Source organism: Azospirillum sp. (assembly GCF_050789165.1).
The window spans coordinates 115,907-128,756 of record NZ_JBOZRT010000074.1; the positions used below are offsets into that span (position 1 = coordinate 115,907).

At 73.4% G+C, this 12,850-nt stretch carries 11 protein-coding genes and 1 pseudogene; 6 read left to right on the forward strand and 6 right to left on the reverse strand.

Features of this window, described 5'->3' with window-relative positions; genetic code table 11:
* Nucleotides 1-8: 8 nt before the first annotated feature.
* Nucleotides 9-1,397: an HlyD family type I secretion periplasmic adaptor subunit gene (locus ACRWK7_RS16775; RefSeq protein WP_431857414.1), complete on the forward strand. Its 1,389-nt coding sequence runs from the start codon at nucleotides 9-11 to the stop codon at nucleotides 1,395-1,397.
* A gap of 31 nt (nucleotides 1,398-1,428) precedes the next feature.
* Here the strand turns inward: ACRWK7_RS16775 and ACRWK7_RS16780 are convergent, their stop codons facing one another.
* From ACRWK7_RS16780 to ACRWK7_RS16795, 4 genes are all read right to left on the reverse strand, one after another.
* A complete protein-coding gene (locus ACRWK7_RS16780) occupies nucleotides 1,429-3,219 on the reverse strand; it encodes a carbohydrate-binding domain-containing protein (protein ID WP_431857415.1) in 1,791 nt (596 codons plus the stop codon).
* 94 nt (nucleotides 3,220-3,313) lie between these two features.
* Nucleotides 3,314-3,985: a TVP38/TMEM64 family protein gene (locus tag ACRWK7_RS16785; RefSeq protein WP_431857425.1), complete on the reverse strand. Its 672-nt coding sequence runs from the start codon at nucleotides 3,983-3,985 to the stop codon at nucleotides 3,314-3,316.
* A 99-nt stretch (nucleotides 3,986-4,084) separates the two neighbouring features.
* Nucleotides 4,085-4,417, reverse strand: coding sequence for a DUF1491 family protein (locus tag ACRWK7_RS16790; protein ID WP_431857416.1), 333 nt, complete (start codon nucleotides 4,415-4,417; stop codon nucleotides 4,085-4,087).
* Nucleotides 4,418-4,432: 15 nt separating this feature from the next.
* Nucleotides 4,433-5,434 (reverse strand): M23 family metallopeptidase, encoded by a 1,002-nt coding sequence (locus ACRWK7_RS16795; RefSeq protein WP_431857417.1) that lies wholly within the window; start codon nucleotides 5,432-5,434, stop codon nucleotides 4,433-4,435.
* Between the two features lie 144 nt (nucleotides 5,435-5,578).
* On the opposite strand from ACRWK7_RS16795, the gene lptF reads away from it, so the two are divergent.
* The 5 genes from lptF to ACRWK7_RS16820 all read left to right on the forward strand — a co-directional run bounded on the left by lptF (nucleotide 5,579) and on the right by ACRWK7_RS16820 (nucleotide 12,504).
* Nucleotides 5,579-6,700 carry an LPS export ABC transporter permease LptF gene (gene lptF, locus ACRWK7_RS16800; RefSeq protein WP_431857418.1) on the forward strand — a complete coding sequence of 374 codons (1,122 nt, stop codon included), beginning with the start codon at nucleotides 5,579-5,581 and terminating at the stop codon, nucleotides 6,698-6,700.
* A gap of 13 nt (nucleotides 6,701-6,713) precedes the next feature.
* Nucleotides 6,714-7,715 carry a glycosyltransferase family 9 protein gene (locus ACRWK7_RS16805; protein WP_431857419.1) on the forward strand — a complete coding sequence of 334 codons (1,002 nt, stop codon included), beginning with the start codon at nucleotides 6,714-6,716 and terminating at the stop codon, nucleotides 7,713-7,715.
* A complete protein-coding gene (locus tag ACRWK7_RS16810) occupies nucleotides 7,712-9,067 on the forward strand; it encodes a TldD/PmbA family protein (RefSeq protein WP_431857420.1) in 1,356 nt (451 codons plus the stop codon). The genes ACRWK7_RS16805 and ACRWK7_RS16810 overlap by 4 nt, the downstream gene beginning before the upstream one ends.
* A gap of 11 nt (nucleotides 9,068-9,078) precedes the next feature.
* Complete coding sequence (locus ACRWK7_RS16815; protein ID WP_431857421.1) at nucleotides 9,079-9,660, forward strand: NUDIX domain-containing protein; 582 nt, start codon at nucleotides 9,079-9,081, stop codon at nucleotides 9,658-9,660.
* Nucleotides 9,661-9,780: 120 nt separating this feature from the next.
* A complete protein-coding gene (locus ACRWK7_RS16820; RefSeq protein ID WP_431857422.1) occupies nucleotides 9,781-12,504 on the forward strand; it encodes a M10 family metallopeptidase C-terminal domain-containing protein in 2,724 nt (907 codons plus the stop codon).
* 3 nt (nucleotides 12,505-12,507) lie between these two features.
* On the opposite strand, the gene ACRWK7_RS16825 is transcribed toward ACRWK7_RS16820, so the two are convergent.
* Together ACRWK7_RS16825 and ACRWK7_RS16830 are read right to left on the reverse strand one after the other, a co-directional pair.
* The gene (locus ACRWK7_RS16825; protein ID WP_431857423.1) at nucleotides 12,508-12,729 is read right to left on the reverse strand and encodes a hypothetical protein; all 222 of its coding nucleotides are present in this window, start codon (nucleotides 12,727-12,729) and stop codon (nucleotides 12,508-12,510) included.
* Nucleotides 12,726-12,850: pseudogene (locus tag ACRWK7_RS16830) on the reverse strand (methionine adenosyltransferase); the annotation flags it as partial. The pseudogene ACRWK7_RS16830 and the gene ACRWK7_RS16825, both read right to left, overlap by 4 nt.

Here is a 12,850-nt window from a genome sequence, read left to right on the forward strand (position 1 = left end):
ACCGGACCATGAGCCGCAATGCCCTTGTCCCCGCCGTCGCCGGCCGCGTCGCCCCGGCCGCCCGGCACGCCGACGAGATCGACTTCCTGCCGGCCGCGCTGGAGATCCTCGAGCGCCCGCCGTCCCCCACCGCGCGGGTGTTCTCCGTCACCGTCATGGCGCTGTTCTCGGCGGCGCTGGCGTGGTCGTGGTTCGGGCACGTCGACATGGTGGCCGTCGCCCAGGGCCGCGTCGTGCCGAGCGGCCGCACCAAGACCGTGCAGCCCATGGAGATCGGGCTGGTGCGCGCCATCCACGTCGAGGACGGCCGCAGGGTGAAGGCCGGCGACCCGCTGATCGAGCTGGACCCCACCGCCGCCGCGGCCGAGCGCGACCGGCTGGCGGCCGAGCTGCTGGCGGTGCGCACCGAGATCGCCCGGCTGGCCGCGGTGCTCGGCGAGGGGGCGGACCCGCTGTCCGCCTTCGCGCCGCCGCAGGGCGCCCCGGCGGCGCTGGTGCAGATGCACCGCCAGCTCCTGGCCAGCCAGCTGGCCGAGCAGCGCGCCAAGCTCGCCGGCGTCGAGCGCGAGCTGGGCCGGCGCGAGGCCGACCGCGCCACCGTGCTGCAGACCATGAACAAGCTGACGGTGACGCTGCCGCTGATCCGCGAGCGGGCGGAGGCGTTGCGCGTGCTGTCGGCGCAGGGCACCACCTCGCGCTTCCAGTACCTCCAGCTCCAGCAGGACCTAGTCGAGCACGAGCAGGAGCTGCTGGTGCAGAAGACCCGCCTCACCGAGGTCGAGGCGGCGATGGCCGGGCTGGCCGAGCAGCGCCGGCAGGCCGAGGCGGAGTTCCGCCGCGGCCGCTACACCGAACTGACCGCGGCCGAGCAGAAGGCCGCCGACCTCACCCAGGAGCTCGCCAAGGCGGAGCAGCGCCTCGCACAGACGCGGCTGACAGCGCCGGTGGACGGCACGGTCCAGCAGCTCGCCGTGCACACGGTGGGCGGCGTGGTGACGCCGGCGCAGCCGCTCCTGGTGATCGTGCCGGAGGAGAGCCAGATCGAGGTCGAGGCGTTCATCCCCAACAAGGACATCGGCTTCGTCGCGGTCGGCCAGCCGGTCGAGGTGAAGATCGACACCTTCACCTTCACCCGCTACGGGCTGGTGCCGGGCCGGGTCGCCTCGGTGTCGGGCGACGTGGTGCAGCGCGACGACGACAAGTCGGAGAAGAAGGAGACGGTCTATTCGGCGCGCGTGGCGCTGGAGCGGACCAGCCTCGACGTGGAGGGCCGCGCCACCGCGCTGTCGCCCGGCATGGCGGTGACGGCGGAGATCAAGACCGGGCAGCGCCGCATCCTCGACTACCTGCTCTCGCCGCTCGCCCGCCACGTCCAGGAGGCGCTGCGCGAGCGGTGAGGCCGCCGGCCGAAAGGGGAGGGTGGGGGCGCTACGCCCCCGCGCCCCCGATGCCGTCAGCGTGCAGGTGGTGCGCCGCGTAGGGCTCGAACGGGGCGTCGAAGGACGCCTCGACGGGCGTCCCGGCCGCGGCGAACGCGGTGGCGCCGACCGCATCGTGCGACGTTTGACCCTGCGCAACGGCATGCGCCAGAAGCGCGTCGGCCGCGCCCACCGCCACCCCCGACGGCGCCGGGAACCATGCCTTGTCGGCGCTGACCACCAGCGTGCCGTTCCACCACAGGCCGGACTGCCCCGGCACCACGTCGCGGCCGTCGAGCGCCCCCTTGTCGTAGCTGACGATGGCGTCGGTGGGCGCCACGGCGTGGCCGCCGATGGTGATCCTGTTGACGAACAGGTCGCGGCCGCTGGTGTCGTTGTCGTACTGCACCTGCACCTTGTGCGCGGCGTCGGCCGCGACGGTGGCGGTGAAGGCGAAGTCCTTGGCCGTGGCGCCGGTCATGCCCTCGCCGACCTTCACGCCGTCCACCAGGACGTTGAAGTGCGCGTAGACGCCCGCCGCGGCGCTGCCCTGGGCGTTCACCACGATGGCGGTCCCGGCGGGGGCCGGCGTGCCGGCGGCCGGGAAGAAGCCCTGGCCGGCGTCGGCGACCAGCGTGCCGTTCCACCACAGGCCGGACTGGCCGGCGACCACGTCCTTGCCGTCCAGCGCGCCCTTGTCATAGCTGACGATGGGGTCGGTCGGCGCCACGGCCTTGCCGTTGATGGTGATCCTGTCGACGAACAGGTCGCGGCCGGCGGTGTCGTTGTCGTACTGCACCTGCACCTTGTGGCCGGCGTCGGGCGTGACGCCGGCGGTGAAGGCGTAGTCCTTGGCCGTGGTGCCGGCGGTGGCCTCGCCCACCTTCTGGCCGTCGATCAGGACGTTGAAATGCGCGTTGACGCCGCCCGCCGCGGTGCCGTGCGCGCTGACCACGATGCTCGCCGTCCCGGCGACCGGGGGCTTGTAGGTCGCGGCCAGCTTGGCGAGCAGCGCGTCGGCGTTCAGGTCGGCGTAGCCGGTGCCGCCGACCGGCGTGCCGGTCTCCTTCGCCAGCGAGACGAACTCGTCGAGGCTGAGGCGGCTGCCGCGCAGTTCCATGGCCATGTCCTGGGCCTGCGCCAGGGCGGCGGTCACCGCCGGGGCGGCGAAGGACGAGCCGCTCGCCAGATAGCTCTGGCCGGCCAGATTGGTCAGCATCACCTGCGTGCCGTCGGCGCAGATGTCGGTCAGCGCCGGACTGCGCTGCGCCCAGGTCGGGAACTGCCCGTCGCCGGTCGAGGCGGAGACGCACACCACGTTGGAATCGGCGGCGTAGTAGGAGACGTCCTGCGTGGCGTCACCCTGGCCGGCGTTGCCGGCGGCGGCCACGGTGAGCACGCGCTTGGCGGCCAGCGCGGCGATCTCGTCGGACAGGCTGGTGGTGGTCGGCGCGGTCACGGCGCCGCCGGCCAGCGACAGGTTGACCGCCACCACGTTGTAGGCGTCGGCGTTGGCGACCACCCACTGCAGCGCCTTCTCGATGGTGGCGTCGCTGGTGGCGCTGCCGTCGTCGGGCAGGACCTTCAGCTCGATGATCCCGGCGTCCGGCGCCTTGCTCACGATCTCCGACGTCACCAGCGCGCCGTGCGTGTTGGCGAGCGTGGTCTTCGCGTCGTTGTCGCCGTTCAGGAAATCCTGCTGGTAGACCAGCGTGCCGGTGTTCCAGGCGGACGACCAGCCGCTGTCGATGACGACGACGGTGCCCTTCGCCCCCGTGGAGCCGTTCGTTGCGAGTGCCATAGCTTCCGCCTCTTATCCTCGGATGGCGCCGGAGGATAGGTGGCCGCGTGTGACCGCACGATGACGAGGTTGGTCGAAAGTTGGGACGAACCGCTCAGGCGCGGCGGGCGGCGAGCTTCGGCAGGACGGCGGAGACCAGCAGCGCCGCGAAGCCGACCAGCGTCGGCTGGATCCAGTCCGGCCGACCGACCATCACCTGGGTTCCGGCGGCGCCGAACTGGACGAAGGCGACGGTCATCGGCAGCTGGCCGAGCAGCGAGCCCACGGCGTAGGACGCGAACCGCACCCGCGTCAGGCCGAGCAGGTAGTTCGCCGCCGCGTGCGGAACCACCGGGATCAGCCGCAGCATGGCGACGGCGCGCCAGCCGCCGGCCTCGACGCGCCGCAGCACCGGCCCGAACCGCGTCCGCTCCGCCTCGTCGATGATCCCGCCGCCGACGTAGCGCGCCAGCAGGAAGCCGCCGGCCGCCCCGGCGAGGCTGCCGGCCGATGCCCAGACCAGGCCCCAGCCGACGCCGAACATCAGGCCGGCCGCCATCGCCATGATGGCGCGCGGCAGGAACAGCAGGCTGAAGACCACGTGGAGGAGGAGGAACAGGACGGGGGCCGCGGGGTGGTGCTGCAGCAGGTCCTGCAGGTCGGCGATGCCGACGCCGTTGCGGATCGCCCACGCGCTCGCCGCGGCGATCGGCAGCGCCACGACAAGCAAGCGCCCAAGCGCCCGCGCCCGGCTTCCGGACCGGGGCCGCACCGACTGCTCGTTCATCGTCACAACGCTCTCCTGGTGCCTGGGCGGACCAGCCGGCCCGCGCTTCTCTTACCATAGGCGCCCGGGGCCGCAACACCCCCGCCGCCCGCCGTACCCTCAGAAGACCGGCCCGTCGAACCAGTGGCGGCCCTGCCGGTCCTCGACCTCGACGATCCAGACGTCGGGATCGTATTTCGTCTGCCGCGCGAGGTAGGCGTCGGCGATGGCCTCCTCGACCGGCTCGGCGCCGGTGGCCCGCGCCCAGCCCAGCCGCTCGTCGCGGCGGACCTGCGACAGAACCACGAAGCGGCCGTCGAGCAGGTTGAGCTTGAGCAGGACCGAGCCGCGCGACCGGTCCCCCTTGCGCACCACCATCATCGGCACGCCCTGGCCGTCGGCCGCGCGGAGGTGCCCCATCACCCAGAACTCGGTCGGCAGGCGGTCATCCATGCTCATCTCCGGCGATCATCGGATCTCGACGCGCCGCTCGGCGTCCACCGCGACGGCCCCGTTCCGGGTCAGCGAGAACTGCCCCCGGTAGACGCCGGGCGGCCAGCCGGCGGCCGGGCGCTTGGCGGCGGTGGCGACGACCAGGGCGGCCAGCGGCCTCGGCACCACGCCCGAGCTGCGCTGGATCTCGCGCCCGTCCGCCCCGCGGATGCGCAGTTCGAGCCGGTCGCCGGCCTGGCCGCCGAAGATCTCCGCCCAGAACGCCAGCACCGGCGCGTCGCGCCCCGGTGCGGCGGCGTCGTAGGCGCCGTCGCGCGCCTTGGCCTCGTTGGGCGTCTCCGCGGCGAAGCCGGCGTTCAGCACACCGGTCGGCCGATAGGCCAGGGCCTGCCTCGCCGCCTCGTTCCACAAGGGCGTCCCGCCGCCGCCGCAGGCGGGCGGCGCGTCGGGGCCGACGAACGGGTCGACCGGCTGGTTGTTGTGGCGGACCGCGACGTCGACATGCGGGAACTCGGTGTTCCCCGACAGGCCGATCAGCCCGAGCCGCTGCCCGGCGGCGACCCGCTCGCCGGGGTGGACGGCGACGCTGCCCTTGCGCAGGTGGCTGTACTGCGTCAGCCAGCCGTCGCCGTGGTCGACCGCCACCATGTTTCCCGCCTCGCGGCCGGCCACGGAGGGAGCGCCGGGGGCGCGGATGCTGACGTCGTCGACGCCGTCGCGCACGCCGACCACCACCCCCGCGGCGGCGGCCAGCACGGCGACCCCCCGCCGCATGGCCGCGAGGTCGGGGACGCGGAAATCGGTGCCGGCATGGCCGTCGTAGGTCAACGCGCCGCACATGTAGTCGCGGGCACCCGGGCCGGGGTCGCGGTCGACGAAGTTCTGGACGAAGCACTCCTCTCCGATCCGGCAGTCGACCGGCACGGTCAGGCTCGGCACCTCGGCCCCGGCGGGCGAAGCGGCGAGCAGCAGAACGGCGAGCAGGCGTCGGAGCATGGTGCCATCGCGTGGGATCACGTGTTCTTCCTGCCAGCAATCGACGCCGCACGGCAACCCCGTTCGGCGGAAAGGTGCCATGCGGTGGCCAGGCGAGCGCATACCTCTTGACCTCTGGGGCGCTCCCCGTCAGCCTCTGGCCCGCTCTTCGGCGGACGCGCAGTGATGATGAACCGACTGGAACGCTACCTGTTCCGCAACCTCCTGGTGGCGACGCTCTATTCGACGGCCGGGCTGACCGTGACCATCTGGCTCACGCAGTCGCTGCGCCTGATCGAGGTCGTGGTCGAGGCCGGGGCGCCGCTGCGGCTGTTCCTCTGGCTGCTGCTGCTGACGGTGCCGACCTTCCTCGGCATCGTGCTGCCGATCGCGCTGGTGGGCGCGGTGCTGTTCACCTACAACCGGCTGACCATGGACAGCGAGCTGGTGGTGATGCGCGCCGCCGGCGTCGGGCCGATGCGGCTGGCGCTGCCGGCCCTGGTGCTGTCGGGGGCGGTGATGGCCATCGTCTTCGTCCTGAACCTGTGGCTGACGCCGGCCGCGCACCGCGAGCTGGTGCGCATGGAATACGCGGTGAAGAACGACTACTCGCAGCTGTTCCTGCGCGAGGGCGTGTTCAACGACATCGGCGAGAAGCTCAGCGTCTTCGTGCGCAGCCGCGACCGCGACGGCAACCTGCACGGCGTGCTGATCCACGACGCCCGCACCAAGGACAAGCCGGTCACCATCATGGGCGAGCGCGCCATCATGGTGCCGGGCGAGGCGGGGGCGCGCTTCGTCGTCTTCAACGGCAACCGCCAGGAGATGGACCAGACGCGGGGCCGCCTGTCGGAGCTGCACTTCGAGCGCTACGCCGTGGACATCAAGGTGTTCTCCAGCGCCAAGGGCGAGCGCTGGCCGGACGCGCGCGAGCGCTCCACCGCCGAGCTGCTCGACCCGCCGCCGGAAATCGCCCAGTACGACCGCATGGTGCGGCAGATGAAGGCCGAGTTCCACCACCGCCTGTCCTCGCCGCTGTTCGTGCTCGCCTTCACCCTGGTGGCGCTCGCCGCCTTGCTCTCCGGCGAGTTCAACCGGCGCGGCCAGGCCTCGCGGGTGACGCTGTCGGTGCTCAGCGTGGTGGTGTTGCAGGCGGCCTCTCTCGGCCTGACCAGCCTGTCCACGCGCACGGGCGCCTTCATCCCGCTGATGTACGCGCTGCCCGTGCTGGTCCTCGGGCCGGCCGCCTGGGTGCTGGCGAAGGGCCGGCCGCGCCGCCGCGCGTCGCCGGTTCCGGCCTCCGTCTGAGGGGCGGGCGGCGGTGCGCGTTCTCTTCATCACCTCCAACCGCATCGGCGACGCGGTGCTGTCCACCGGGCTGCTCGGCCATCTGGTGGACACCCGCCCGGACGCCCGCTTCACCGTCGCCTGCGGGCCGCTCGCCGCCCCGCTGCTGCGCGCGGTGCCGCGCCTCGAGCGGCTGATCCCGCTCGCCAAGCGGCCGTTCGCGCGCCACTGGCTGGCGCTGTGGCTGGCCTGCGTCGGCACCCGCTGGGACCTCGTGGTGGACCTGCGCAATTCGGCGGCCAGCCGCCTGCTGGCAAGCCGCCGCCTCGCCGTGCTGCGCCGCCGGCCGGGCGCCCACAAGGTGGAGGAGATCGCCGCGGTGCTCGGCGTCGCGCCGCCGCCGGCGCCGCGCCTGTGGATCGACGCCGCGGCCGCGGCCCAGGCGGAGCGCCTGCTGCCCGGCGGCCGGCCATTCCTTGCCCTCGGCCCCACCGCCAACGGGCCGGGCAAGGAGTGGCCGGCCGAGCGCTTCGCCGATCTGGCGCGCCGCCTCACCGGGCCGTCCGGCCCGCTGCCGGGGGTGCGGGTGGCGGTGCTCGCGGCCGGGCCGGAGGCGGAGCGGGCGCGGCCGCTGCTGGCGGCGCTCGGGGACGGCGCCATCGATCTCGTCGGCCGCACCGACCCGCTGGCCGCCGCCGCCTGCCTGACGCGCGCGGCGCTCTACGTCGGCAACGATTCCGGGCTGATGCACATCGCCGCCGCCGTCGGCACGCCGACCGTCGGCCTGTTCGGACCGGGCTGGCCGGAGGTCTACGGCCCCTGGGGGCCGCAGGCCCGCGCGGTGGTCAGCGCCGAGCCGCGCGAGGCCCTGTTCGCCCGCTGGAAGGCCGGCGACGGCGGCCTGATGGAGGGGGTCGCCCTCGACGCCGTCGAGGCCGCCGCGCGCGCCCTGTGCCGGACGGTCCAGGCGACGGAGAGCGCCCGCGCGCCGCATGACCGCCTCGTCCCATCGCAACCGTCGCGAGATCCCGCATGACCGCCGACCGGCCGCACGACGCCGACACGCTCGACCTGCTCGAAGGGCTAGTGCGCCGGGCGCGGGCGGGCGGCGCGGACGCCGCGGACGCCGTCGCCGTCGACAGCGTGTCGCTGACCGCCGCCAGCCGCTTCGGCGCGCTGGAGCGGGTCAACCGCGCCGAGGCGGGCACGCTCGGGCTGCGGGTCTTCGTCGGGCGGCGGCAGGCGGTGGTGTCCTCGGCCGACCGCAGCCCGCGGGCGCTGGACGAGCTGGTGGAGCGCGCCGTCGCCATGGCCCGCGCGGTGCCGGAGGATCCATTCTGCGGCCTCGCCGATCCCGGGTCGGTGGTCCGCGCCTGGCCGGACCTCGACCTGTGCGACCCGGACGAACCCGACGCCGGCGCGTTGGCCGAACAGGCGCGCGCGATGGAGGAGGGGGCGCTGGCCGTGCCCGGCGTCGTCAATTCGCGGACGGTGGAAGCGCGCTGGAGCCGCTCGGCGGCGGCCATCGTGGCGAGCAACGGGTTCGCCGGCTCCTACGCCCGCTCGCAGCGCTCGCTGCTGGCGCTGGTGCTGGCGGGCGACGGCACGACCATGGAGCGCGACGCGGAGCACGACACCACGGTCTACGGCGCCGACCTGCGCTCCCCGGCGGAGGTCGGCCGCAAGGCCGGCGAGCGGGCGGCGCGCCGCCTCACGTCCCGCAAGGTGGACAGCCGCAAGGTGCCGGTGGTCTTCGAGCCGCGCATGGCGTCCTCGCTGCTCGACCATCTGGTGGCGGCGGTCAGCGGCCCGGCCGTGGCGCGGGGCACGAGTTTCCTCAAGGACCGGATGGGGCAGGCGATCTTTCCCGATACCGTCACCATCGTGGACGACCCCACCGTGCGCCGCGGCCTGCGCTCGCGCCCGTTCGACGCGGAGGGCGCGGCGGTCGCCCCGCGCGCCATCGTGGAGGACGGCCGGCTGGCCTCGTGGCTGCTCGACCTGCGCTCGGCCCGCCAGCTCGGCCTGACGACGACCGGGCACGCCGCGCGCGGCGCCTCCAGCCCGCCGGCCCCGGCGCCGTCGAACATCTATCTGGCGGCGGGGCGGCGTTCGCGGGACTCCCTGCTTGGCGAGATCAAGGACGGGCTGTACGTCACCGAGATGATGGGCATGGGCGTCAACGGCGTGACCGGCGACTACAGCCGCGGCGCCAGCGGCTTCTGGATCGAGGACGGCCAGCTCGCCTACCCGGTCAGCGAGCTGACGGTGGCCGGCAACCTCAAGGAGATGTTCCTGAACCTGGAGGCCGCCGACGACCTGGAACGGCGCACCGGCATGGACGCGCCCACCGTGCGCATCGACGGCATGACCGTCGCCGGCCTCTGACGGGAGCCGCCGTGAGCGACGCGCCGCCGTGCCGCCATCGCCTGGCCGGGCGCCGCCTGGCGGCGGCCAATGCCCGCTTCGAGGTGTTCTTCGACCACGTCGAGGGCCCCGATGGCGCGGTGCCGAATTTCCTGATGGTGCGGCCGACGGTGCTGCACGCCGATCTGGTTTCCGGCGTCTGCGTGCTTCCGGAGGTCGACGGGCGGGTCGGCCTGATGCGCATCCGCCGGCCGCACTTCGTCGAGGCGATCTGGGTGGCCCCCTCCGGTTTCGTCGAGCCGGACGAGTCGACCGAGGCGTCCGCCCTGCGGGAACTGCGCGAGGAGACCGGCCTCACCTGCGACCCGAAGGACCTTCGGCCGCTCGGCCTGCTTCTGCTCGATCCCGCCGTCCTCGAGGCGCGCGTCGCGCTGTTCGTGGCGGCGCGGGCGCGCCCGGCGGCACGGGACGCATCCGACGCCGGCGAGCTCGGCGTGGGCGCGCTCACCTTCTTCGCGCCGGACGCGCTGGAGGAGCTGGCCGCCACCTCGCCGGACATGGACGGCGGCACCGTCGCCGCCTGCCTGCGCTACCTCGCCGCTCACCGACGGTGACACCGCCAACGGGCCGGGTTCGGCTTGCGTGCTCGCTTCCAACGTGCCGGGACAGGGCTTATACTTCGACACGGTGCGGCCGCCGCGGGAGTGTACGCCGCCACGTGCGAGTACCGTCCCATGCAGGCCGCCGACGCCGACATCCTTGAAGCCCTGCCGCTCCGCTGCGGCTGCGCGGCGCTCCGGGACGGCGCGTCTGATCCCGCCGCGGCCAGCGGCGCGGCGCCGGCCGCGCTCACGCCGTATTTCGTATCGGCTCTGCTGCCGTGGCCGCCGGAGCGCCTGGACAGCGGGACCCTCGGTACCCCGGCCACCATCACCTACAGCTTCCTGAACGCGCCGCCGGGCAACGCCGGTTTCGACGACCGGAACGGCTTCGCCGCCATGTCGCCGACGCAGCGCGCCGCCGTCCGCCAGTCGCTGACGGCGTGGGCCGAGGTGGCCCGAATCGGCTTCGTCGAGACGGCGGACGCGCCGTCCGTGCTGATGCGGCTGGGCACCAACGACCAGAACGGCGTCTCCAGCGGGTATGCCTATCTTCCGAGCTCGTCGCGGGGCGGGACCGTCTACATCGCCAATGACTATGCGGAGAACATCAGCCCCTCCGCCGGGTCCTTCGGGTTCCTGACGCTGACGCACGAGATCGGCCACGCGCTCGGCCTGAAGCATCCCGGCAATTACAACGCGGGCGGCGGCGGCGTCCAGGGGCCGTTCCTGCCCGGCGGGGAGGACAACTACCTCTACAGCGTGATGTCGTATCACCGGAATCCGGACATGGCCGCGCTGCCGGTGGGGCCGAGCCTGTACGACATCGCCGCCATCCAGCACCTGTATGGCGCCAACACGGCGACGCGCGCCGGGGCGGACACGTACGTCCTCGGCGCCGGCGGGCAGGGCTTCCGCACGATCTGGGACGGCGGCGGGATCGATACGATCGACGCCAGCCAGCAGGGGGAGGCGGCGCGGATCGACCTGCGCCCGGCGATGGTCAGCTTCGTCGGCTCCCGGGCGGCCGCCGTGGTGGCGTTCGCCACCACCATCGAGAACGCCGTCGGCGGCGCCGGCAACGACACGCTCATCAGCAACGCGGCCGACAACCGCCTCGACGGCCGGGGTGGCGACGACATCGCCGTCTTCGCCCAAGCGCAGGGCGCCTACGGGGTGTGCCGGCTTCCCAACGATACCTATCTCGTCACCGGGCCCGAGGGGCGCGACCTGCTGACCGGCATCGAGCGGCTGCAGTTCGGCGCGGCGGCCCCGGTGCCCGTCGCCGGCGCGGTCACCAGCACCTTCGATCCCCTGTCCTACATCGCCGCCAACCCCGATCTGGGCCTCGCCTTCGGCACCAACACGGCGGCGGCGACCGACCACTTCGTCCGGTTCGGCATCGCCGAGAACCGGCCGACGGAAGGGTTCGACGCCCTGTCCTACCTCGCCGGCAACCCGGACGTCGCCGACGCGATCGGCCTCGACCCGGAGCGGGCCCGGCAGCATTACCTCCAATACGGGCTGGCGGAGCGGCGCACGGCCACCGGGTTCGACGCCTTCGCCTATCTGGCGAGCAACCCCGACCTGATCGCCGCCCTCGGCGCCGACCGGGCGGCCGCGGCGAGGCACTACCTGACGGCCGGCCGCCGCGAGGGGCGGCCGACGGGCGGGTTCGACGGGCTGTACTACCTGGCCAGCAACCCCGACCTGATGGCGGTGTTCGGCGCCGACACCGCCGCCGCGACCCAGCACTACGTGCGGAACGGTCAGCGCGAGGGGCGGCGCCCGCGGTCGTTCGACGCGCTCGGCTACCTCGCCTCCAACGCCGATCTGGCCGGGGCTTTCGGATCGAACGAGGCGGCCGCGGTCCGGCACTACGTGTCCAACGGCTGGCGCGAGGGGCGGTTGGCCACCGGCTTCGACGCGTGGCGCTACCTCGCCAGCAACCCGGATCTCATCGGCGCAATGGGCGCCGATACGGCGGCGGCGACGCGGCACTACCTGGACTACGGCCGGGCCGAGCGGCGGACCTCGACCGGATTCAACCCGCTGCGCTACCTTCAGCGCAACGCCGACGTGGCGCGGGCGCTCGGCTCGGATCAGACGGCGGCGGTCCGGCACTACGTCCAGTACGGCTACGGCGAACGCCGCAACCCCGGCACCAACGTGGCGCCGGCCATCGCCGCCAACGACCTCACGATGGTGCCGTACACCAGCGTGGCGGCCCCGTCCCTGTTCACGGTGACGGACCGCGACGGCGACGCCATCCAGACCTACGAGCTGCGTCTGGCCTCCACCGTGACCGGCGCCTACCTCATGTCCAACGGGGTGTCGCAGTACGGCCGGACGGTGTCGGTCGCCGCCGGGTCGCTCGGCACCGTGGCGCTTTCCAGCGGCGGCGCCTCGTCCGGCAGCGACCAGCTGCAGGTGCGGGCGTACGACGGATACGACTGGAGCGACTGGAAGGCGATCACCGTGCGCGTCGCCACCCCCGCCGACAACGCCGGCAACAGCATCGCCACGGCGCGCGTGGTGGGCAGCCTGTCGGCGACGGCGCAGAGCTTCACCGACTGGGTCGGGTCGGTCGACACCGACGACTATTACCGGATCCAGGGAACGGCCGGGCAGGTTCTGTCGGCCACAGTGTCCGAACTGACGGGCAGCGCGTCGCTTGACCTCTACAGCGCCGCCGGCCTGAGGATCGCCGGCGCCAGCGGGAACACGCTGCGCAGCACCCTCACCGCCACCGCCGCCTACTACGTGCGCGTGTCGGGGTACGGAGCCGCCAGCTACACGCTGACCCTGTCGGCCGCCGCGGGCGCGACGGCCGACACCGGGATGCTGGCGGCCGGCTGAGGCTCACCCGGCGGAGACGCTGTTGTCCTTGCGCCGCATCAGCTGAACCTGACCGTCGGCGCATTTCACGTAGGTCGTCTTGCCGGCCTTCAGGCCGTCCATGATCGTCACCAGCGCGCGCGGGATGCCCGCGAACTCCTTGGAGCCGCGGGACTGCGCGTTGTAGGTGGCGACGTGCCCGCGCAGCTGTTCGCGGGACACCGGCTTGCCGTCGTTGCCGATCATCCGAACGCCTTGCGCAGGTCGTTGACCAGATCGGTCTTTTCCCAGGAGAAGCCGCCGTCGGCGTCCGGCTCGCGGCCGAAGTGGCCGTAGGCCGCGGTGCGCGCGTAGATCGGCTTGTTCA